Genomic DNA, 22,422 nt, shown 5'->3' on the forward strand with positions numbered 1-22,422 from the left:
ACAGTTATACCACCCTGAAAAGTGAGCGCCACGTCGTTGTCTATACTCAACACACAACTGACAACGGAGTGCGCCATGCCTTTACCCGATTTCACGTCCTCTGAACCGTTCACCCTCGGCATCGAACTCGAACTGCAGGTGGTTAATCCGCCGGGCTACGATCTGAGCCAGGACTCCTCCGCGCTGATCGCCGCCGTCAAAGACGACATCAAAGGCGGAGAAGTGAAGCACGACATCACCGAAAGCATGCTCGAAATCGCCACCGGCGTATGCCAGACCATCGACCAGGCAGCGGCGCAGTTCTCGGTGATGCAGCAGAGTATTCTGCGCGCCGCGGCGGAGCAGCATATCCAGATCTGCGGCGGCGGGACGCATCCGTTCCAGAAATGGCAGCGCCAGGAGGTGTGCGATGACGAGCGCTATAACGTCACGCTGGAGCGCTTTGGCTACCTGATTTTGCAGGCCACGGTGTTTGGCCAGCACGTACACGTCGGCTGTCGGACCGGGGACGATGCCATTTACCTGCTGCACGGTCTGTCGCGCTTTGTGCCGCACTTTATCGCCCTCGCCGCCGCGTCACCCTACATGCAGGGCACGGACACGAAGTTCGCCTCATCGCGTCTGAATATTTTTTCGGGATTTCCGGATAACGGCCAGATGCCGTGGGTCGACAACTGGCAGGCGTTCGAGGGGCTGTTCCGCCGCCTGAGCGCCACAAGCATGATCGACAGCATTAAAGACCTGCACTGGGACATTCGCCCCAGCCCGCACTTTGGTACCGTGGAAGTGCGGGTGATGGATACGCCGCTGACGCTCGGCCACGCGATAAACATTGCCGGGCTGATCCAGGCAACCTCCCACTGGCTGCTAACCACGCGGCCCTATAAGCATCAGGAGAAGGATTTTCTGCTGTACCGATTTAACCGTTTTCAGGCCTGTCGCTACGGGCTGGAGGGGATTCTGACGGACGTGCATACCGGCGAACAGAAAACCGTGGCGGAAGATATCGCCTGGCTGCTGGAACAGGTTGCGCCATCGGCCGAGAAGCTCGGCGCGACAAGCGCAATCACTGAAATTGCCCTGCTGTTAAAGCAGGGCAAGAGCGAGGCGCAGCGCATGCGGGACTTTATTGCCGACGGCGGCTCGCTTATTTCTCTGGTTCAGAAGCACTGCGAGCTGTGGGCGACGAGTCCGTAAGGCCGTGGCACCACTCACGCAGACGCTGGAATAGCACGAACAGCGCGGGGATGAACACGATCCCCACGACGGTCGCCACCAGCATACCGCTGAACACCGTGGTGCCAATGATGCGACGGCTCTGGGCACCCGCCCCGGTCGCCAGCATCATTGGCATGACGCCGATAATAAACGACACGGCGGTCATCATCACCGCGCGGAAGCGGCGCGATGCCCCTTCCCTCGCCGCATCGACAATCGTCATTCCGTCCATACGCCGGGCGCGGGCGAACTCCACGATAAGAATCGCGTTTTTGGCCGCCAGCGCGATCAGCAATACCAGACCAATTTGCACGTAGACATCGTTGGCGTAGCCCGCCATCCACAGCCAGACCAGCGCCCCGCCGAGGGCGAAGAGCACCGAGAGCATCACGCTCGCCGGGAGCGTCCAGCTCTCATACTGGGCGACGAGAAACAGCCACGCCATCACCACCGCCGCCAGCACAATCCATATCGCCTGATTGCCGGTCTGCTGCTCCTGATACGACATGCCGCTCCAGGCATAGTCGTATCCGGCAGGCAGGATCTCTGCCAGAATTTCGCTCATCACCGCCATCGCGGTGCTGCTGCTCACCCCTTCCGCCGCCGAGCCGCTCACCGACACGGACGGAAACTGGTTGTACTGCTGCAGGAACGGCGCGCCAACGCCCGGCGTGATGGTGACGAGGTTGCTCAGGCGCACCCGCTCGCCGCTGTTGCTGCGCACAAACAGCTCGCTGATTTGCTCAGCGCGCTCGCGCCACTGCATTTCGTTCTGCATGACAACGTGGTAGACGCGGTTGTTGATGCTGAAATCCCCGGCGCGCGTGCCGCCAAAGGCGGTTTGCAGGCTACTGAAGATGCGCGATACCGGCACGTCGAGACGGGCCGCACGCTCGCGATCGACGGTCAGCGTCAGCTGCGGGACGTTGCTGCTCCAGGTGGTGAACACACGGCTTAGCTGCGGGTGCTGATTGACTTTCATCAGCACCCCGCGCGTCACGCGCTCCAGCTCCGCCGGGCTTTGCCCCGCCTGCGCCTGTAGGCGCAGATCGAAGCCGGAGGCGTTGCCCAGCCCCGGCAGGGTCGGCGGCGCGAAGGTCATTATGGTTGCTTCCGGCAGGGCCAGCAGCTGACGTTGCAGGGTAGCCATCACCTCGTCCAGCGGCGGGCGCTCGCTCCAGTCTTTGAGCATGATGGAGATAAACCCGCCGTTGGAAGCGCTGGTGCCGTTAAGAATGTTAAAGCCGGAGACCTGAATCACGTCTTCCACCGCCGGATTTTTAGCGATTAATTCGCGTGCGGTGGTCATTACCGCTTCGGTGCGCTCCAGCGAGGCGGCTTCCGGCAGCTGAACGCTGGCAAAGAAGTAGCCCTGGTCCTCCTGTGGCAGGAAGCCTTTTGGCATCGAGGTAAAGCTGAACGCCACCACGGCCGCCGCGCCTGCGGTGGCCAGCAGCGCCAGCCACGGGCGCAGGGTGAATACGCTTACGATCCGGGTATAGCGATTGCGCGTGGCATCCAGCCCGCGGTTGAATCCGCGAAAAATCGCAGCGGGCTGTGCCGGACGCGGGCGCAGCAGCATTGCACAGAGCGCGGGCGTCAGGGTCAGCGCCACCAGGCTTGAGAGCGTGACCGCCGTGGAAAGCGTGACCGCGAACTGGCGGTAAAGCTCACCGACAATCCCCGGCAGCAGCGCCACCGGCACAAATACCGCCAGCAGCACCAGCGTCGTGGCTATCACCGGCCCGGCAATCTGGCGCAGCGCCAGCGCGGTCGCCGCCGTGCGGCTCTGCCCTTCGGCCATCAGCGTTTCGACGCTCTCCACCACCACGATGGCATCATCCACCACCATCGTCAGCGCCAGAATGATGGCGAACAGGCTGAGCGTGTTGGCGGAGTAGCCCAGCGTGTACAGCACCGCAAACGTGCCCACCAGCGACACCGGAATGGCGAGCGCAACAATCAGCGTCGCACGCCAGCTTTGCAGGAACAGGGATACAACAACAACGACCGCCAGCATCGTCAGCGCCAGCGAGACGCCGATCTCCTTGATGGTGGCCGCAACGAAGGTGGTGGTATCGAATTTCACCTCGTAGACCAGGTCGTCCGGGAAGCGCGACGCGAGGCGCTCCAGCTCGGCGCGCACCGCGTCGGCCACGCGCAGGGCGTTGGCGGACGGTGTCGGGTAGATGCCGAGGTAGGCGGAGTCGTGTCCGTTCAGCTGCGCGCCGGAGCTGTAGCTACGCGAGCCAAGCTCGATGGTGGCGACGTCCTTCAGGCGCACCAGCTGGCCCATCTCGCCGGCGCGGATAATGATGTCCGCAAAATCATCAGCCTGGTTCAGGCGCCCCAGCCCGTTGATGGTCAGGGTCTGCTGCTGGCCGTTAAACACCGGCGGCGTGCCGACCTGGCCCGCCGCTCCCTGCACGTTCTGCTCGCGCAGCGCCTGCGCCACGTCGTCCGTGGTAACGTTCAGGGCGTTCATGCGGTCCGGACGCAGCCAGATGCGCATGCTGTAGTCGCGCGCGCCAAACATCTGCACCTGACCGACGCCCGGCAGGCGCGACAGCGCCTCACGCACCTGGGTGCTGGCGTAGTTACTGACGAACAGCGGCGTGTGGGTATTGTCAGGTGAGTAAAGACTTACCCCCATCATCAGATTGGTGGCGCGTTTGCGCACCTGCACGCCGTTTTGCTGCGCCTCCGCTGGCAATTGCGCCACGGCCTGCGCCACGCGGTTTTGCACGTCGATGGCGGCTAAATCCGGATCGGTCCCCGCGGCAAAGGTGATGTTAAGGCTGTAGGTGCCTTCATCCGAACTCGTGGACTCCATGTACAGCATGTGATCCACGCCGTTAAGCTGCGTCTCCAGCGGCGTGGCGATGGCCTCCGCCACGTCAGCCGAACTGGCCCCCGGCCAGCTGGCAGAGACATTCACCACCGGCGGCGTGATCTGCGGATACTGCTCCACCGGGATAATCTTCAGCGCGATGGCCCCCAGCAGGGTAATGACCAGTGCTATCACCATCGCAAAGCGCGGGCGTTTGATGAAAAACGTCAGCATGATGGCTCCTTAATTCAGTATCTGGACGGCAGCACCGGGCTGTACACGCTGTGCACCGTCAGTGATCGCTCGCTCACCAGGCTTAACACCGGAAGCAATCTGGAACAGCTGCCCAACCTGCCCGGCAATTTTTAGCGGGCGTTTTTCGGCGTTTCCGTCGGCACTCACCACCCAGGCAAAGAATCCATCGCCATTCTGCTGGACCGCAGCGGCAGGGAGCGTCAGTACCGGCTGCTCGCTGGCCGGGCGCAGCGTCACATTTACGTTGCCGCCGGGCAACAGCTGATGGCGCGGGTTCGCAAACCCGGCGCGCAGCATCACGCTGGCGGTGCGCGGGTCGATGCGGTTATCCACCGAGGTCAGTTCACCGCGGATACGCTGTCCGTTGCTGTCAATGAATACCTGCCACGCCTGTTTCATGGCGCTGATATCTGCATGCTGTCCGGCTTTGGTGGCAAAGGCGCCCTCTTCCAGCGCAAAAGCGATGCGGATCGGATCAAGCTGTACTACCTCCACCAGCACGCCGCTTGCGGGGTTGACCAGGCTACCTGCGTGGAAGTTGCTGTGCCCCACGCGACCGTCAATCGGCGAGGTGATGCGGGTGTAGTTCAGGGTGACGTTGCGTGCGTCGAGCCGGGCTTTGGCCTGCTCCAGCGCGGCGCGGGCGACATCGCGCTGCATACGCGCGTTGTCCACGTCATGACGGCTGATGGCCTTGCTGCTGCCCAGGCTTTCAAAGCGGGAAAGCTGCTGCTGCGCCTGGCGCAGCGTGGCTTCAGCGCTGTTGACTTCGGCCTGCGCCAGACGCACGGCGGCACGCGGCTCGGCATCGTCCAGCTCAAACAGCACATCCCCTTTTTTCACATACTGCCCGTCGCGAAAGTGGATTTTAGTGATAACACCTTCCGTGCGGGCGCGCAGCTCAACGGTGTGGATGGCTTCAATGCGCCCTGGGATCTGACGCTCGGCGGCATGGGCGGTCTGCTCAACGGTGGCGACGCGCACGGGAATGGCGGCGAAGACGGGTTGCAGGGTGCAGGCAAGGAGTGCGAACAGGAGTGGGAATTTCATGGAAGTACCTCAGCGTGATTTCCCCCTCACCCCGCCCCTCTCCCCAAAGGGGCGAGGGAGAAAACCGAGCGCCCCTTCCCCCTCAAAGCCGAGGGAGAAAACCGGACGGTCCCCTCTCCCCTATGGGGAGAGGGTTAGGGTGAGGGGTAAGGTTTTGTTATGCAGCCTTACGGAACCTGCGGGTCAGTCGCTTCTCGATTTCGACGACGAAGAACATTCCCATTGCAACCGCCAGCGTCACAAACCAGTAGCGGAGCGGCAGCGCTTCGGTGCCAAACAGCATCTGCATAAACGGCAGGTAGATGATGGCGGCCTGGAGCAGGAACAGCACGCCCGTGACCAGCCAGATGCCCTTATTCGCCAGCAGACCACGGTTCAGGGAGAACCCTTCAGTGTTGCGGCAGTTAATCATGTACACCCACTGGGCGCAGACCAGCATCTGCAGCAGCACGGTGCGGATGAACTCCGCGCTGTGGCCGCGCGGGGCCAGCCAGGCTTCCAGGGCAAACGCCGCAATCGCAATCATGGTGCCGACGAAGGCCACGCGCCAGACGGCGTAGGCGTCCATCACGTGCTGCCTGGTCTGACGTGGTGGACGGCGCATGATATTGCGCTCGGCGGCTTCAAAGGCCAGACCGAAGGAGAGCGTGGCGGAGGTCGCCATGTTCATCCACAGAATCAGCACCGGCGTCAGCGGAATGATGTTCCCCGCCAGCAGCGCAATCACAATCAATAGCCCCTGCGCCAGGTTGGTCGGCATGATGAACAGGATGGTCTTCTTCAGGTTGTCGTAAACGCGACGCCCCTCTTTCACCGCGCTGGCGATGGTGGCGAAGTTATCGTCCGTCAGGACCATGTCCGCCGCCTCTTTGGTCACTTCCGTGCCTTTGATGCCCATTGCGATGCCGACATCCGCCTGACGCAGCGCCGGGGCATCGTTCACGCCGTCGCCGGTCATACCGACGATTTCACCTTTCTCCTGCAGCGCTTTCACCAGGCGCAGCTTATGCTCCGGGCTGGTACGGGCAAAGATGTCATAGGTCACCGCCGCATCCGCCAGCTCGGCATCGTTCATCTTCTCAAGCTGATAGCCGGTCACCGCCTGCTCGCTGTTGGTGATCCCCAGCATCTGGCCGATGCTCATCGCCGTCTGCGGGTGATCCCCGGTGATCATCTTCACGCGGATCCCCGCCTGCTGACAGGCGTTAATGGCATCAATCGCCTCCGGGCGCGGCGGATCCATCATTCCGGCAATGCCGAGGAAGATCAGGCCGTGGCTCAGATCGTCGTGCGTGAGCGCCGTTTCGCCATTGGCTGGCTTAAACGCCGCCGCAACCATGCGCAGTCCCTGACGCGCATAGCGCTCCATCTCGTTTTCCCAGTACGCGCGGTTGAAGGCGTCTGCACCGTGGCGGGTTTGCTGCTGCGCGCACAGGGCGAAAATGACGTCCGGCGCGCCGGTGATCAGGATCTGCTCCTCGCAGCCAATCTGATAGTGGGTGCTCATGTACTTGTACTGCGAGTCAAACGGGATCTTGTTAACCAGCGTCGTTGTTACCGGCGCGAGGTTGGCTTTCGCCGCCAGCACCTTCAGCGCGCCCTCGGTTGGCCCCCCGGTGATGCCCCACAGGCCGCGCTCGTCCTGAATCAGCTGGCTGTCGTTACAGAGGTCAATAGTGCGCAGGTACTGCTCCAGCACGGTGCCCGGCTGGATCTGCACTGGCTCATCACTACCTTCCAGGTAAATGTTGCCCACAGGCTCATAGCTGTTGCCGTCCACGCGGTAGCAGGTGTCGGCGGTGATGATGGCTTTGACCGTCATCTCGTTCATGGTCAGGGTGCCGGTTTTATCCGAGCAGACCACGGTCATCGCGCCCAGGGTTTCAACCGTCGGCAGCTTGCGGATGATCGCCCGCTTGCGCGCCATCGCCTGCACGCCCAGGGAGAGGATAATGGAGATAATTGCAGGCAGACCTTCCGGTACGGAGGCGACCGCCAGACTGATGAGGGAGAGCAGCAGCTCGCCCATTGGGATCTCGCGGAATGCCAGGCTGAAGACAAACAGCGCGGCCATCATCGCCAGAATAATGGCGAAGATCGCCTTACCCAGCTTGTCCATCTGCACCAGCAGCGGCGTGCGGTGTTTTTCAATGCCCGCCATCATCTGATTGATATGGCCAAGCTCGGTCTCCTGCCCGGTGGCAATAACCACGCCCACGCCACCGCCCGCGCTCACGGTAGTGCCGGAGAAGACCAGGTTGGTGCGATCGCCCAGCGGCAGCTCACCGTTCAGCGGCTGAGTATGTTTATCCACCACGGTGGATTCACCGGTCAGAATCGCCTCTTCCACGCGTAAATTATGCGCCTCAATTAAACGCATATCCGCCGGAATACGATCCCCGGCGCGTAATACAATAATATCGCCCGGGACTATTTCAGTTGTGGGGAGCGTTTCATGATTGCCATTACGAATGACGCGCGCTTCGCTGGAGAGCATGTTACGAATACTCTTCAGGGATTTTTCCGCGTTGCTTTCCTGAATATGACCAATTAAGGCATTGATAACCGCCACGCCTAAAATAACCAGCGTATCAACCCAATGCCCCATGACCGCGGTTAATACCGCGGCGGCAAGCAGGACGTAAATCAGTACATCGTTAAAATGCGCGAGAAAGCGCAGCCAGCCCGGCTTGCCTTTTTTCTCCGGCAATGCATTCGGGCCATGTTTTTGCAGACGCGCCTGCGCCTCAGCGCGGTCCAGACCGCTCACCTGGCTCTGCGTATGAGCCAGCACCTGCTCTACGGTCTGCTGGTATGCCAGCCCGCCGGAAGGCGGCATGTTTGGGGATAATTTTTTTTCGGTCATCGTATTTTTCCTTCAATATCCGGTGAACAGAAGCCTGAATTCCTTTCGGGCTTTAATTTATTCATTTTTAAGTCTTGCGGCTAAAATTGATCTACCGCAATATATTTACCGCTGGGTTATTCAAAATTAATTACGATTATTTCGACAAGCTGATTTTTACAAAATATTTCTAAACCAACGCTAAACGAGGGGGAAGCATGTTTGGTATTTATCGCGGACGACGCCTGGCGTTATACATTGTCGCAGCCATTGTTATTGCGACGTTAATTGGATATAGCACATATAGTTTTGTAAAATTATTTTCATGATGCAGACATTTATTTACACGGCACAATATTAATTTAATCACCACGATTAAATCATTCTCCTTACGCGCTTTATTTGCCGGAGAAGGTGATTATTTCATTAAAAAAGCCCAGGCAGGTTGATATTGCTTTACGTTAAAGGATGCCGGACAATGACATTTTTAACTGACGATTAACATTACGATGAAACACCCGTTAGAATCGCTGCTGACTGCCGGGGGCATTTTATTACTGGCGCTGATCTCTTGCCTGCTGTTGCCCGCGCCGTCGCTGGGCCTGGTGCTGGCGCAAAAGCTGATGACGACCTTTCACATGGTCGATCTGAACCAGCTTTACACCATTTTGTTTTGCGTGTGGTTTTTACTGCTTGGCGCTATCGAATTCTTCGTGCTGCGTTTCGTCTGGCGCCGCTGGTTTTCACTGGCGTCATGAATGCATAAAAAAGCCGGGTAGCAGCTTCGCCTTACCCGGCCTGTGTGTTGTCAGTTTCAGTGCGTCCGACTATGGTTTTCCTTGCGGTACGCCCCTGGCGGCTGATGGAAGGTGCGGGTAAAGATGCGCGTGAACGTCTGCTGCGATTCAAACCCGTAGCGCAGGCAGATCTCATAAACGCGCTCGTCCGATTCACGCAGATCCCGCGCCGCCAGCAGCAGCTTGCGTTCGCGAATATAGCGCCCCAGGCTTTCACCTTTATACTGCATAAACAGCCGCTGCAAATGCCATTTGGAGTAACCCGCATGGCGGGCAATGTCTTCAATGCGTAACGGCTGGTGCAGGTTGTCGTCGATCCATTCGACGATCGTATCAATGACTTGAGCGGAAATGGTCATACTGCTCTCCCCTTCTGCTTCTTGCTTAAACATTATTCCCACCACTGACGAAAAGTTTGTGTGGTATCACTCACCCGAACGGGCTCGCCCAGTTCCGGCGTGAGCAGTCGATAGTTTTTATCCTTGCTGGCTTTTGCCAGCTGGATCAGTGGGTCGTTCCAGGTGTGTTTTGCCAGCACAAAACGACCGTTATGCCCCGGCACCACCGCCTTTGCATTCAGGTCGACCGACGCCTGAGCCGTCTCCTCTGGCAGCATGTGGATGTACTTCCAGTCCTGGTCATACTGGCCGTTTTCCATGATGGCTAAATCCACATCACCAAACTGCTCGCCGATTGCCTTAAAGTGCGGGCCGTAGCCAGAATCTCCGCTGTAGTAGATCTTCTGCTCTGGGGTGACAAACATAAAGCTGCCCCACAGCGTCTGGTCACGTTTAATGCCTCGCCCGGAGAAGTGACGCGCGGGCAACAGGTGAACCGTCAGCGCATCGCTGATGTGTACCGACTGGTTCCAGTCGCGTTCGTCGATAATCTCTGGCTTCATCCCCCAGTAGCGCAGGTGTGACCCTACCCCAAGCGGCGTCACCACGCGTTTCACCTTCGGCAATAACGCCCTGATGGTGGCGTAATCCAGGTGGTCGTAGTGATCGTGAGAGATAATCAGCAGGTCGATCTCCGGCATGCTCGCCGCGCGCCACGGATACTCCCCCGCAAAGGCTTTATTGAGAAACGAAAACGGCGCGGCATAGTTACCAAGGACCGGGTCGATCAGGATGCGTTTTCCCGCCAGCTGCAGATACCAGGAGGAGTGGCCGAGCCACACCAGCGTGTCCTGCTCCAGCGGCAGGCTCGCCAGATCGGTTTTCACCAGCGGCAGCGGCTGAGCCGGGCGGGCGTTTTCGGTTTTACGGGTCAGAAATTGCCACCACGCCACCAGCATATTTTGTTGGCCGGTAAAGCCAGGCGTCGGGAGCGTATTGTGGAATTTCCCCTCGTAGTAGTGCGGAGACGCTTCCACTTCCGTGAGCTGCGCACCCTGCGGTGGCTGGCCAAAACCGGCATTCAGAACAAACGGTAAACTCGCAGCTGAAGCAATAATCATGACGAACACCACGCAGATGAAGAGAGTTTTTTTCATATCCTGACCCGAAAACGCGAGCCATCCGATGGTTTGCGTGGGGTAAACTTGATTATGAGTGAGTAAGCACTCATTATAGATATGATGAGAAAGTCGTCAAGACGTTTTCGATCTTTGACATTCCGCGTTGCAGCGTGTCAAAGCACGTGTTTCAATCGGGGTTTTTATCATTGAAAGGGGGAAAAATTTAGTGGCACGTCCGAAGAGTGAAGATAAAAAACAGGCCTTACTGGACGCCGCAACGGCGGCATTTGCACAGTCAGGTATTGCCGCCTCAACGGCGCTCATTGCCCGTAAGGCGGGTGTCGCCGAAGGCACCCTGTTCCGCTACTTTGCTACCAAAGACGATCTGCTGAATGCCCTCTATCTGCACCTGAAGCAGGATCTCTGCCAGACCATGCTGGCGAACCTCGATCGCACCATCACGCTGCCGAAAGAACATACCCGCAATATCTGGAACAGCTATGTGGACTGGGGGATTCGTAACCCCGTGGCGCATGCGGCTATTCGCCAGATTGGGGTCAGTGAAAAGCTGAGCGCCGAAACGGAAATGGCGGTAAAAGAGATGTTCCCGGAACTGCATGAACTGTGCCGTCGTTCGGTGCGCCCGGTGTTTATGTCGGATGAATTCAAAACGTTTGGCGATGCGCTGTTTTTATCGCTGGCCGAAAGCACGATGGAGTTTGCCACCCGCGATCCGTCCCGCGCCGTCGATTTTAAAGCCCTGGGTTTTGAAGTGATGTGGCGTGGACTGGCTCAGGAGGAGAGCGATGGACAGTAAATCCTTGCAGGCACACGCGAAGCGCGTCGCGCTGGAGATGCCTTTTACCGAACACTGCTGGCCGTTCGGCCCGGAGTACGACGTCTTCAAGGTCGGCGGGAAAATTTTCATGCTGATGGCAACCGCACACGGACGGCCGCACGTAAGCCTGAAATCCGATCCGGAAACGTCGCTGTTAAATCAGCAGATCTACCGGGGCGTTGAGCCTGGTTACCATCTGAATAAAAAACACTGGATTTCGCTTTACGGCACCGAGGACATCACCCCGGAACTGGTTGCCGACCTGATTGCAGATTCCTGGAATCTGGTCGTTGATAAACTGCCTAAGAAAGACCAGAAGTGGATACGCCCTGCCTGATTGTTCGTCTGAGACGAACAGATTAAGCGCTCGAAATGCACTTATCTTTTGCCGCTTTGCGCGTTAATCTGCTCTCCTTTCGCGCCCGCGTACGGGCGAATTTCATTACCAGGAGTAGTTATGGATATCATTTCTGTCGCCCTGAAACGCCACTCCACCAAGGCGTTCGACCCGACTAAAAAACTGACCGCTGAAGAAGCAGAAAAAATCAAAACTCTGCTGCAGTACAGCCCGTCCAGCACCAACTCCCAGCCGTGGCACTTTATTGTGGCCAGCACCGAGGAAGGTAAAGCGCGCGTGGCGAAATCCGCCGCAGGTACCTATGTGTTCAACGAACGCAAAATGCTGGACGCCTCTCACGTAGTGGTGTTCTGCGCGAAAACCGCGATGGATGATGCCTGGCTTGAGCGCGTCGTGGATCAGGAAGAAGCCGATGGTCGTTTTAACACGCCAGAAGCCAAAGCCGCGAACCATAAGGGCCGGACTTACTTCGCCGATATGCACCGTGTGGATCTGAAAGATGATGACCAGTGGATGGCGAAACAGGTTTACCTGAACGTCGGTAATTTCCTGCTGGGCGTGGGTGCCATGGGTCTGGATGCAGTGCCAATCGAAGGTTTCGATGCCGCGATCCTCGACGAAGAGTTTGGCCTGAAAGAGAAAGGCTTCACCAGCGTAGTGGTGGTGCCGGTTGGCCATCACAGCGTGGAAGATTTCAACGCCACGCTGCCGAAGTCTCGCCTGCCGCTGAGCACGATTGTGACCGAGTGCTAATCCCGACGGGCCGCCGCGCGCGGCCCGTTACGTTTTACTGATGACCAGTCTGCGATGCGGATGGACGTCACGATCGTTTCCCCAGGCAAAAGCAATCCAGCGTTCTTCCAGTTCAGCGTATGAACTCACTGGTGTTAATTCCCACTCTGCGCCTACCGTACCGTCCGCCACGCTTATCTGGTAATTCATGCTGAACGCCCAGTCTATCATCCGCAACCAAAACCGCTGCCCGTCTCCCGTTTGCTCGCTGTCTGAGACCACGATATCGTATTCGCTGAGCACCCACTGAAAGAAAAGTTGTGGCAACCCGCTGATAACGGATTGATGGACCGCGCGGGGCGTACGCCAGACCATCACTTGCGTGGCGGCACCGTGAGGAAAGGTAATTTCTTTATGAAACATCAGCTTCACGGCATATGCCGTATAAGGCTTACCGTCGTCGGTAGTCACGAGACGGTATTCATCGCTATAGCGCGACTTCAGAAGCCGATACCCCACAGGCAACAAAAAACCTGGCAGATGAAAATCCACCGTGCCCCGCAACAGAAACGCTTCGGTATGTTCAACGTTTTGAGTGATAAGCCCAAGTTTTTGGCTAAATTCTGCGGAATCAATCATCAGTGGCGACATCGGTGGTTTCTCATCGCGTAAGTATAGTCCACTTCACTACTCATCTAAATGATGTAGATTCAGCAGGTTGGTCTCATTCAGACCTTATCTTACGCAATGTGAACCGACACGGCAGGATCCGTGCTGATTCCCTGAAAACGTCTCGCAAAAAAATTATTTAGCCTGTTCCGCCAGCCATGCCATCGCCCTCTCCCCCGCCTCGTCCACCGGTAAATAGACCAGCAGCCGCGACCCGTTTCGCGGTGCGGAGTACCAGTACATCTGCTGCAGCGTAAAATCCCCCAGCTCGGGATGGGTAAACAGCTTGAGCTGGTTCTCCACGCCGCGCACGTCGTTGCGCTGGTGCCACAGCGTTTTGAACTCCTCAGACACCGCAAAGAAGCGCGCCAATTTGGCTTCCCACAGCGGGTCGCCACGGTGCTCGGCCATCGCCGCGCGGAAATAGGAGACAAAAATTGGCAGCACATCATCGCGTCTGCCGAGCCGCGCGCGCCACGCGGGATGGGTGAGAAACAGGTAAATACAGTTGCGGTCCTCCGGCGGGATTTCATTGAAATCAACGCCCATCAGATGCCCAAAACTGTCGTTCCACGCCACGATATCGAAATTGGGTTTCTGGATGCTGGCAGGTTTTGGCATCAGCGTATCCAGCAGGCGACGCGTGCCTTCGCTGATCCCCTCGCAGCAGACCGCCTGCGGTGCTTCGCCCGGCGGCAAACCGGCGAGCACGAAAAGATGCCGGGCTTCGGTCGGAGTACACTGCAGGGCTTTCGCTATGGCTGCCATCACCGCGCTGGACGGATTGACGTCCCTGCCCTGCTCAAGCCAGGTATACCAGGTCACACCCACGTCGGCGAGCATCGCCACCTCTTCGCGGCGCAGACCCGGCGTGCGGCGGCGTCCGCTGCGCGGCAAACCGAGACGCTGCGGATCGAGGCTTTCACGCCGGGCGCGTAAAAATGCGCCCAGCTGTTTTCGCGTGTCATCCTGAAGTGAGGCGACGGGTTCAGACATTAACGCCATAAATCCCCCCTGCATGGTAGTGCCAGTACCAGTATAAGCAAGAACTGGTACCCGTTTATCAGATAGTTGATGCTACGACCATCTGATGAATGACGCAATGGAGTTACCATGAATACGTCAGTTGTTTCACCGGGTCGCGCAGGCCTGATATTGCTTTTAACCGGCCAGATGCTACCCATGATTGATACCTCAATCACTAACGTGGCGCTGGACGCCATTACCCATTCACTGCACGCTACCGCCACCGAGCTGGAGCTGATTGTCGCGCTTTATGGCGTGGCGTTTGCCGTCTGCCTCGCACTTGGCAGCAAGCTGGGAGATAATCTTGGCCGCCGTCGCCTGTTTATGTGGGGTGTGGCAATCTTTGGCCTGGCCTCGCTGCTGTGCGGAATGGCGGGGAACATTGAACAACTGCTGGCCGCGCGTATTGTTCAGGGGGCGGGTGCCGCCCTGATCATGCCGCAAATTCTTGCCACGCTGCACGTCACGTTAAAAGGCACAGCCCACGCGAAGGCGATTAGCCTGTTCGGCGGCATTGGGGGGATTGCGTTTATCGTCGGCCAGATGGGCGGCGGCTGGCTGGTATCGGCGGATATCGCCGGACTGGGCTGGCGTAACGCCTTCTTTATTAACGTCCCTATCTGCCTGGTGGTGCTGGCGCTGAGCCGTCGCTACGTGCCGGAAACCCGCCGTGAAACGCCGTCGCGCATCGACTGGGCAGGGACCGTCTTGCTGGCCATCATGCTCTGCTGTCTGCTGTTCCCGATGGCGCTCGGCCCACAGTGGCACTGGCCGTGGTCGCTAAAGGTTATGCTTCTCGCCATTATTCCGCTGGCCTGGCTGATGGCACAGAATGCGCGCAAAAAAGAGCGTGGAAATGCCCATCCGCTGATCCCACCGCGTCTGCTTCAGCTCCGCAGCGTTCGCTTTGGCATCGTGATTGCGCTGCTCTTTTTCAGCGTCTGGTCCGGGTTTATGTTCTGTATGGCGCTGACCATGCAAACCGGTCTGGGGATGGCGCCGTGGCAGTCCGGGAACAGTTTTATCGCCCTCGGGGTGACCTATTTTATCTCCGCGTGGTTCGCGCCGCGGCTGATTGCGCGCTACAGCACCAGCACGATTCTGCTCACCGGCCTGGCAATCCAGATAATCGGCCTGCTGGCGCTGATCGCCACGTTCCGCTACTGGGGAGTGCAAAATACGGCGCTGACGCTGGCGCCAGCCACCGGGCTGGTAGGCTACGGTCAGGCGCTGATTGTGAACAGCTTCTACCGCATCGGGATGCGCGATATTCAGCCTGATGACGCAGGGGCCGCCAGCGCCATCTTAAGCACCCTGCAGCAGGCCGCGCTGGGGCTTGGCCCGGCCATTTTCGGGGCGATTTTGCTGCACGGGCTGCAACATCATCACGGGGATTACGCCCAGGCGATTAACCTTTTCCTGACGGTGGAAACCGGCCTGATGGTCATCCTGGCGCTGGCAACGCTGCGCATCCGCCATCGGCTGTGTTTACCCGTCGTGAAGGTCTGCCAGGCCAGCAAATAAGCCTGAGGTATTTGCATAATAGATCCGCAGCCGCCATTATGGGGCTGCATCAATACAGGAGACGTTATGCAGGAATTAATTGCTCAGGTTGAAGAGTTAGGCATTGAAATTAATCACACCACCTCTTTAGTGATTATCTTTGGTATTATTTTTCTTACTGCCATCATCGTTCATTTTATTCTGCACAAAGTCGTGCTGCGCGCATTCGAGAAACGCGCCCGGGCCAGCAGCCATTTATGGTTGCAGATTATTACCCAGAATAAATTATTTCACCGTCTGGCATTTACCCTTCAGGGGATAATCGTCAACGTTCAGGCCGTTCTCTGGCTGCAAAAAGGGAGCGAAGCGGCAGAAATGCTCACCACCTGCGCGAAGCTGTGGGTGATGGTGTATGCCCTGCTCTCCTTCTTCTCGCTGCTGGACGTCATATTCAATCTTTCGCAGAAAATGGCGACCGCCTCTCAGCTGCCGCTGAAAGGGATCTTCCAGGGCATCAAGCTGGTGAGCGCGATTCTGGTGGGGATCTTAATTATCTCTCTGCTGATCGGTCAGTCACCGGCCATTTTGATTAGCGGCCTGGGTGCTATGGCCGCCGTTCTGATGCTGGTCTTTAAAGACCCGATACTGGGACTGGTCGCCGGGATCCAGCTTTCCGCAAATGACATGCTCAAGCTTGGCGACTGGCTGGAGATGCCGAAATACGGTGCCAACGGCACGGTTACGGACATCGGCCTGACCACCGTTAAAGTGCGCAACTTCGATAACACCATCACCACGATCCCAACGTGGGCGCTGGTCTCTGACGCCTTTATCAACTGGAGCGGCATGTCGGCCTCCGGCGGCCGACGCATTAAGCGCAGCCTGAATATTGATACCACCAGCATTCACTTCCTGGACGAGCAGGAGCAGCAGAAGCTGATTCAGGCGAAACTGCTCAAGCCGTATCTGGCCGCGCGGCATGAGGAAATTAGCCTGTGGAATCAGGAAAATGGCGAAGGTGAATCGGTATTAGACCTGCGCAAAATGACCAATATTGGTACCTTCCGCGCCTACCTGAATGAATATCTGCGTAACCACCCGCGCATTCGCAAAGATATGACGTTAATGGTGCGTCAGCTGGCACCGGATGCCAACGGCCTGCCGATTGAAATATACGCTTTCACCAACACGGTGATCTGGGCAGAATATGAGGAGATTCAGGCTGACATCTTCGATCATATTTTTGCGGTGGTGGAGGAGTTTGGTTTGCGTATTCATCAGTCACCTACCGGGAACGATATTCGCTCCCTGGCAGGGGTTATAGCGCAATAATCAGGTACTGGCGCGGGAAATAAAGCGCCAGTCCATCATCACTCTTTCCGTGGGCGCCTCGGGGTTGTCGATTTTATTTAAGAGCAGGTCGACCGCCTTGCGCCCGATATCCCGCGACGGCTGTTCGATGGTGGTCAGCGAAATCATGTTCGCCAGCTCGGTGCCGTCAAATCCCACAACAGCAATATCCTCCGGCACCCGCAGCCCGGCCTGCTGAATGGCGCGCAGCGCGCCCGCCGCCAGCGTATCGGAGACGGCAAACACCGCATCCGGTGGATTACCCTGCAACAGATTTTGCATCGCCACCATCCCGGCGCGGAAGCTGAGATCGCTGGCGTATTCAACCGCCTGATACTCCAGATCTTTCAGGTGGATCACGCTCTTATAGCCGCGCTCGCGCAGACGGGCATATTTATAGCTCAGGTCGTGGTTGATCATCGCGATGCGTTTGCGTCCACCGTCGGCAAGCTGGCTGACGGCATGCTGCGACGCATCAACGTCGTTAATCCCCACGCAGGAAACCGCGCCGGCATCGGCATATTCGGCACACTGCACCCACGGTGCGGAGCCAATCAGCGCGGCCAGTTCCGGCAGCTTTGAGAAAGCGTCCATGGTGATAATGCCGTCGACGATTTTGCCCGACAGCAGGCTTAAGCCCGAACGGGAACGTTCGATGTCCGACCCGGAGTTACACAGCAGGATCCGATAGCCGTTTATCTCCGCCTCTTCTTCAATGCCCTTCACCACTTCGGCGCAGAACGGGTTGGCAATGTTTGAGACCATCACCAGGATCATATAGCTCCGGGCAGTACGTAACTGACGGGCCAGTAAATTAGGCTGGTAGTTGCTCTCTTTGATGGCCTGCAGGACGCGCTCGCGGTTTTTTGCCTTCACGGTGTCGCTGTTATTAAGCACGCGGGAGACCGTCGCCACGGAGACCCCGGCCAGCTGAGCGATTTTCTGAATTGACATAGCGACGACACATCCTGCGGTTAGCGTTTTGTGCAGGCTACCATAAATTTGTTGCCCGGCGAACCGGGCAACACGTCATTGCGCCACGCGTACCCAACGCTGCTGCTGATGACTTTTCACTATGGCATCAATGATATACATCACGTTTGCGCCATCGTGGAAGGTCGCAAACTGCGGTGCCTCCGGCATCGCTCCCGCCTGCACGGCGCGGTAGAACTGCATCATCATATTTTTAAAGGCATCAGGCCAGCCTTCGATGTGCCCGCCGGGGAAGTGTGCGCTGCTGGCCACGTCAGGGTTCATCAAGCCTGGATCGTCGGTGAGCGTCTGATTTGCCAGCGCGCGATGGCCGATCCACAGCTGTTGCGGCACCTCCTGATCCCACGCCACTGACTGCTCGCTGCCGTTAATCTCAAACGTCAGGCGATTTTTACGCCCGGCGCTCACCTGCGAGACGCTAAAGCAACCTTTGCTGCCATCGTCAAAGCGGAACAGCACTGAGCCAAAGTCTTCGGTACTGACCGGTGTGTTGGTATACGCCGCCGCCTCATCGTGGGAGAAAGTCTGATGACCGCCCATGCTGGCCTTACGCGTCGGCCAGACGATGGAGAGATCGGCCATGACCTCGGTAATGCGCCTGCCGGTCACAAATTGCACCGTATCGCACCAGTGGGAGCCGATATCCGCCACCGCGCGCGAAGCCCCGCCAAGCGCGGCATCCACCCGCCAGTTGTAGTCGGTTTCCAGCAGCATCCAGTCCTGTAAATAACTGCCGTGTGAGGCGAATAGCCGCCCGAGGCTACCCGCGCGCATCATGCTTTCCGCCTGGCGCACCATCGCAAACTGGCGATAGACAAAGCTCACGCCGTGCACCACGCCAGCCTGCTCCGCCCGCGCCACCAGGTCACGCGCCTCGTCCGACGTCATGCAGAGCGGTTTTTCAGAAAAGACATGTTTTCCCGCGCGCAGGATCTGACGGTTAATCTCCGCATGCAGATGATTGGGCGTGCAGTTGTGCACCACGTGCAGGTCAGGAAGTGCGAGGAGTTCCGCCACGCTGGCGCAGGCGTGGGGCACGTTAAGCTGGCGTGCTTTTTCCTGCGCGTTGGCAAGCGTGCCGTCGCAGAGCGCCACCACCTGCACAAACCCGAGACGCCGCAGCGCCTCGATATGCGCCGGGCCGATAAACCCGCTGCCGACAATCCCGACGTTAATCATGGCTGCCCCCTGCCGCGAAGTCATCAAACGCACGCCCGGATACCGGGATGATGTGGCGGCGGATAAACTCGCTTCCCTCACTTGCGCCGGTATCACCGTCTTTCAGGCAGCACTCCCACTCCAGCACCGCCCAGCCGTCATAATCGTACTGGGTCAGCTTGCTGAAAATGCCTTTGAAGTCGATCTGTCCGTCGCCGAGCGAACGGAAGCGCCCGGCGCGGTTGATCCACGGCTGGTAACCACCGTACACGCCGCTGCGCCCATTAGGACGGAACTCGGCATCTTTGACGTGGAAGGCTTTGATGCGCGCGTGGTAAATGTCGATGAAGGTCAGGTAATCCATCTGCTGTAACAGCATGTGGCTCGGGTCGTAAAGGATATTGCAGCGCGGGTGATTATCCAGAAGCGCCAGAAAACGCTCGAAGCTCACGCCGTCGTGCAAGTCTTCGCCCGGATGCAACTCAAAACAGACGTCCACGCCCTGTTCGTCAAAGGTATCCAGAATCGGTCGCCAGCGATTTGCCAGCTCCTCGAATGCCGCCTGAAAACGCTGCTCGTTATGCGGCGGCCATGGATAGAAAAACGGCCACGCCAGCGAGCCGGAGAAGGTGGCGTGCGCTTTCAGGCCGAGTCTGGCCGAGGCGACTGCCGCCTGCTTTAGCTTTTCCGTTGCCCATGCCCGACGAGCCGTATCATTACCGCGCACGCCAGCGGGTGCAAAGTGATCAAACGCCTCGCTGTAAACAGGGTTCACCGCCACAAGCTGGCCTTCCAGATGAGTCGAGAGCTCGCTGATCGCAAGCCCATGCCTGGCCAGCTTATCGATGACCTCATCGCAGTAGGCCTGACTCTCAGCGGCTTTTTCCACATCAAAAACAGGCGGATGGTTGCAGGGGATCTGCACCGCTTTGTAACCCTTCGCCGCCGCCCAGCCTGCCAGTCCGTCGAGCGTGTTGAACGGCGCTTTCTCGCCAATAAATTGCGACAGAAAAATGCCCGGTCCTTTCATCGTCCTCATAGCCCCTCCTGAACATTACGCCTTGTCATCGTCATACCTGAACGTGAGAAGGAAAATCAGCGCGATCGCCGCGGCAGCCACCGCCGGGATCCACCAGAATGTCACCCATGCCTGCGGCACGGTCTGCCCGGCCACCAGACGGTTATAAAGCGCGCCGGAAATCTGAGAGCCCAGCAGCATGCCGATGCCGTAGGTGAACATGACAATCATGCTTTGCGCCTGTCCTTTCACCTTTTCACCCGCCACGCGGTCGGTGTAGATAAAGCCGACGACGAAGAAGAAATCGTAGCAGACGCCATGCAGCAGGATCCCCAGGTACAACAGGATGCGTCCTTCCTCGCTAACGCCCAGCGCGAACATGGCATAACGCACGAACCACGCCAGCATGCCGATCAGCAGCATGACTTTCACCCCCAGACGGCGGAACAGCAGCGGAATGACCAGCATGAAGAAGATCTCTGACATCTGCCCGAAGGACATGGCGGTGCTGACGTCTGCAATACCGGCATCCGCCAGATACGAGGCGGTATAGGCGTAATAGGTGCCAAGCGGGACGGAGATCAGCATCGCGCAGACGGAGAAGACAAAGAAATGGCGGGTTTTGAGTAGCGCAAAGGCATCGGCACAAAAGAGATCGCGCACCTGCACCGGTAGCCCTTTCGCTGGCGCTGGCGTGTGCGGCAGCGTCAGGCTGTAGAGTGCGAGCAGCAGGGAGCTGGCTGCCGCCACCTGAAAAATGGTGACGCTGGACGCCACGCCGGTCACGCCGATGAAAATTCCCGCCACGATCCAGCCGATGGTGCCGAACACGCGCACCACCGGGAAAGTTTTATCCACGTTCGCCAGGCTGTGAAATGCGATGTTGTTGGTCAGCGCCAGCGTTGGCATATAGCAGAGCGTGTAACCAAACAGCAGGCCAATCAGCAGCGCGCCGTTTTCGGCAATCAGCGCCCCCGGCACAAACCAAAGGATTGCCGCGCCCGCCAGGTGCATCACCGCCATCACCTTCTGCGAGGCAAAGAAACGATCCACCAGCATGCCGAGCACAAACGGCGAGAGAATGGAGGCGATGGGCCCGGCGGAGAACGCATCGCCAATTAACAGAGACATGTTGTGCCGGGTCATCACCAGGCCAAGCGTGACTGACCAGCTACCCCAGATGAAAAACTGCAGAAACATCATCAACGACAGACGCGGCACCAGCAGCCGGTGCTGTGTTATCGCCTTTTCACTACTTTCAGTTGACACCATGATAAGCCTCACCCGGAAAAAGTAATCGATTACAAATGACAGCAAATAAAAAGTAATCGATTACAAAATAAAGATCCTGTGGATCGAAACAGAATTGGGAGGGGGGTCACGATAAAGGTCGATGTATGACAAAACGAGGCGTTCTGATTGTCACTATAGCCTACAGGCTATAAAATAATATAGCGAGGAAGCTAAAGGAGAAACGATGTGGAATGTCGAGACAACGGACAGATTTGATCAATGGTACTTCGAACAAACAACAGCATTAAAAGAAGATGTGCTAGCGATGATGCATATTCTTGCTGAGTTTGGCCCAACGCTTGGGCGGCCATACGTAGATACCGTGAAGGCTTCAGCCTATGCGAACATGAAGGAATTACGGATTCAACATGCGGGAAATCCCATCAGAGCTTTTTTTGCTTTTGATCCTGACCGTAAGGCAATTGTGCTCTGTGCTGGAGACAAAACCGGTTGCAATCAAAAACGGTTTTATAACGAAATGATTACGCTGGCTGACGTTGAGTACAGCAGACATCTGGCGGATAAGGAGGCCATATGGCAACGCTAAAAGAACTCATGGCACAACAGAGCGCGGAAAGTCAGGAGCGTATTGCGGCTAAAGTTGATGTAATACGCAGAATTGTTGCCCTGAACCAACTGCGGGAAGAGCTCAATATTTCGCAGACAGAACTGGCCGCGGCAATGGGGGTAAAACAACCCACTGTGGCAAAAATCGAACAGCCGGGAAACGATCCCCGGCTTTCAACACTCAAACGCTATGTCAGTGCGCTCGGCGGTGAAATGAGCATTGATGTGACGTTACCGAATGGGAAACGAATAGCGTTTCAGATTTGATATTGCACATTCAAAGCCGGGTGGCGGCTTCGCCTGACCCGGCCTACAAAATAATAACGGCCCCGAACATGTAGGCCCGGTAAGCGCAGTGTATGACCGGATACATAGGTGACAGATCAGACCGGGAACATAGGTAACACTTTTAGTCTATCCGGAGCACACTCTGGGTTTTTCGGTCGTAGTACGCAAGTGTTAT

At 57.6% G+C, this 22,422-nt stretch carries 20 protein-coding genes; 9 read left to right on the plus strand and 11 right to left on the minus strand.

Annotation, left to right across the window (positions count from 1 at the left end; translation table 11 throughout):
• Positions 1 to 75: 75 nt before the first annotated feature.
• Positions 76 to 1,197 carry a YbdK family carboxylate-amine ligase gene (locus tag ACOTY9_RS10970; RefSeq protein ID WP_348565722.1) on the plus strand — a complete coding sequence of 374 codons (1,122 nt, stop codon included), beginning with the start codon at positions 76 to 78 and terminating at the stop codon, positions 1,195 to 1,197.
• On the opposite strand, the gene ACOTY9_RS10975 is transcribed toward ACOTY9_RS10970, so the two are convergent.
• The 3 genes from ACOTY9_RS10975 to ACOTY9_RS10985 form a co-directional block, all read right to left on the minus strand.
• Positions 1,148 to 4,282, minus strand: a complete 3,135-nt coding sequence (locus tag ACOTY9_RS10975; RefSeq protein WP_348565723.1) for an efflux RND transporter permease subunit — start codon at positions 4,280 to 4,282, stop codon at positions 1,148 to 1,150. The genes ACOTY9_RS10970 and ACOTY9_RS10975 overlap by 50 nt on opposite strands.
• Before the next feature lie 9 nt (positions 4,283 to 4,291).
• Positions 4,292 to 5,353, minus strand: coding sequence for an efflux RND transporter periplasmic adaptor subunit (locus ACOTY9_RS10980; protein WP_063861228.1), 1,062 nt, complete (start codon positions 5,351 to 5,353; stop codon positions 4,292 to 4,294).
• Positions 5,354 to 5,510: 157 nt separating this feature from the next.
• Positions 5,511 to 8,219, minus strand: a complete 2,709-nt coding sequence (locus ACOTY9_RS10985; RefSeq protein WP_348565724.1) for a cation-transporting P-type ATPase — start codon at positions 8,217 to 8,219, stop codon at positions 5,511 to 5,513.
• 488 nt (positions 8,220 to 8,707) lie between these two features.
• Here ACOTY9_RS10985 and ACOTY9_RS10990 point away from each other — a divergent pair, with 488 nt between their 5' ends.
• A complete protein-coding gene (locus ACOTY9_RS10990) occupies positions 8,708 to 8,956 on the plus strand; it encodes a DUF1158 domain-containing protein (protein WP_023332302.1) in 249 nt (82 codons plus the stop codon).
• Positions 8,957 to 9,012: 56 nt separating this feature from the next.
• Here the strand turns inward: ACOTY9_RS10990 and ACOTY9_RS10995 are convergent, their stop codons facing one another.
• Complete coding sequence (locus tag ACOTY9_RS10995) at positions 9,013 to 9,354, minus strand: RamA family antibiotic efflux transcriptional regulator (protein ID WP_014882877.1); 342 nt, start codon at positions 9,352 to 9,354, stop codon at positions 9,013 to 9,015.
• A gap of 32 nt (positions 9,355 to 9,386) precedes the next feature.
• Positions 9,387 to 10,490 carry a RomA family MBL fold metallo-hydrolase gene (locus ACOTY9_RS11000; protein ID WP_023332301.1) on the minus strand — a complete coding sequence of 368 codons (1,104 nt, stop codon included), beginning with the start codon at positions 10,488 to 10,490 and terminating at the stop codon, positions 9,387 to 9,389.
• A 190-nt stretch (positions 10,491 to 10,680) separates the two neighbouring features.
• Here ACOTY9_RS11000 and ACOTY9_RS11005 point away from each other — a divergent pair, with 190 nt between their 5' ends.
• The 3 genes from ACOTY9_RS11005 (at position 10,681) to nfsB (ending at position 12,403) form a co-directional block, all read left to right on the plus strand.
• Positions 10,681 to 11,271 carry a TetR/AcrR family transcriptional regulator gene (locus ACOTY9_RS11005; protein WP_014882875.1) on the plus strand — a complete coding sequence of 197 codons (591 nt, stop codon included), beginning with the start codon at positions 10,681 to 10,683 and terminating at the stop codon, positions 11,269 to 11,271.
• Positions 11,261 to 11,629 (plus strand): MmcQ/YjbR family DNA-binding protein, encoded by a 369-nt coding sequence (locus tag ACOTY9_RS11010; RefSeq protein WP_088126544.1) that lies wholly within the window; start codon positions 11,261 to 11,263, stop codon positions 11,627 to 11,629. Before ACOTY9_RS11005 ends, ACOTY9_RS11010 begins: the two co-directional genes overlap by 11 nt.
• A gap of 120 nt (positions 11,630 to 11,749) precedes the next feature.
• A complete protein-coding gene (nfsB, locus tag ACOTY9_RS11015) occupies positions 11,750 to 12,403 on the plus strand; it encodes an oxygen-insensitive NAD(P)H nitroreductase (protein ID WP_014882873.1) in 654 nt (217 codons plus the stop codon).
• A gap of 27 nt (positions 12,404 to 12,430) precedes the next feature.
• Here the strand turns inward: nfsB and ACOTY9_RS11020 are convergent, their stop codons facing one another.
• Both ACOTY9_RS11020 and ACOTY9_RS11025 read right to left on the minus strand, forming a co-directional pair.
• Entirely contained in the window at positions 12,431 to 13,033 is a 603-nt protein-coding gene (locus ACOTY9_RS11020; RefSeq protein ID WP_058690608.1) for a hypothetical protein, read from the minus strand.
• A 153-nt stretch (positions 13,034 to 13,186) separates the two neighbouring features.
• The gene (locus tag ACOTY9_RS11025) at positions 13,187 to 14,056 is read right to left on the minus strand and encodes a helix-turn-helix transcriptional regulator (RefSeq protein WP_014882871.1); all 870 of its coding nucleotides are present in this window, start codon (positions 14,054 to 14,056) and stop codon (positions 13,187 to 13,189) included.
• Between the two features lie 108 nt (positions 14,057 to 14,164).
• On the opposite strand from ACOTY9_RS11025, the gene ACOTY9_RS11030 reads away from it, so the two are divergent.
• Together ACOTY9_RS11030 and ACOTY9_RS11035 are read left to right on the plus strand one after the other, a co-directional pair.
• Positions 14,165 to 15,601: an MFS transporter gene (locus ACOTY9_RS11030; RefSeq protein ID WP_023336854.1), complete on the plus strand. Its 1,437-nt coding sequence runs from the start codon at positions 14,165 to 14,167 to the stop codon at positions 15,599 to 15,601.
• Between the two features lie 66 nt (positions 15,602 to 15,667).
• Positions 15,668 to 16,912: a mechanosensitive ion channel family protein gene (locus ACOTY9_RS11035; RefSeq protein WP_348565725.1), complete on the plus strand. Its 1,245-nt coding sequence runs from the start codon at positions 15,668 to 15,670 to the stop codon at positions 16,910 to 16,912.
• On the opposite strand, the gene ACOTY9_RS11040 is transcribed toward ACOTY9_RS11035, so the two are convergent.
• From ACOTY9_RS11040 to ACOTY9_RS11055, 4 genes are all read right to left on the minus strand, one after another.
• The gene (locus ACOTY9_RS11040) at positions 16,913 to 17,884 is read right to left on the minus strand and encodes a LacI family DNA-binding transcriptional regulator (protein WP_348565726.1); all 972 of its coding nucleotides are present in this window, start codon (positions 17,882 to 17,884) and stop codon (positions 16,913 to 16,915) included.
• 75 nt (positions 17,885 to 17,959) lie between these two features.
• The gene (locus ACOTY9_RS11045) at positions 17,960 to 19,102 is read right to left on the minus strand and encodes a Gfo/Idh/MocA family protein (RefSeq protein ID WP_014882867.1); all 1,143 of its coding nucleotides are present in this window, start codon (positions 19,100 to 19,102) and stop codon (positions 17,960 to 17,962) included.
• Positions 19,095 to 20,120: a sugar phosphate isomerase/epimerase family protein gene (locus ACOTY9_RS11050; RefSeq protein ID WP_214600151.1), complete on the minus strand. Its 1,026-nt coding sequence runs from the start codon at positions 20,118 to 20,120 to the stop codon at positions 19,095 to 19,097. Before ACOTY9_RS11050 ends, ACOTY9_RS11045 begins: the two co-directional genes overlap by 8 nt.
• Positions 20,121 to 20,135: 15 nt before the next feature.
• Entirely contained in the window at positions 20,136 to 21,371 is a 1,236-nt protein-coding gene (locus ACOTY9_RS11055; RefSeq protein ID WP_023332295.1) for an MFS transporter, read from the minus strand.
• Positions 21,372 to 21,576: 205 nt separating this feature from the next.
• Here ACOTY9_RS11055 and ACOTY9_RS11060 point away from each other — a divergent pair, with 205 nt between their 5' ends.
• Together ACOTY9_RS11060 and ACOTY9_RS11065 are read left to right on the plus strand one after the other, a co-directional pair.
• Positions 21,577 to 21,939, plus strand: coding sequence for a type II toxin-antitoxin system RelE/ParE family toxin (locus tag ACOTY9_RS11060; RefSeq protein WP_023332294.1), 363 nt, complete (start codon positions 21,577 to 21,579; stop codon positions 21,937 to 21,939).
• Positions 21,927 to 22,226 carry a helix-turn-helix domain-containing protein gene (locus ACOTY9_RS11065; protein ID WP_014882863.1) on the plus strand — a complete coding sequence of 100 codons (300 nt, stop codon included), beginning with the start codon at positions 21,927 to 21,929 and terminating at the stop codon, positions 22,224 to 22,226. The genes ACOTY9_RS11060 and ACOTY9_RS11065 overlap by 13 nt, the downstream gene beginning before the upstream one ends.
• Positions 22,227 to 22,422: the final 196 nt, after the last annotated feature.

Origin of the sequence: Enterobacter cloacae complex sp. SHL012 (assembly GCF_049237505.1) — a bacterium.
GTDB classification, from domain to species: domain Bacteria; phylum Pseudomonadota; class Gammaproteobacteria; order Enterobacterales; family Enterobacteriaceae; genus Enterobacter; species Enterobacter kobei.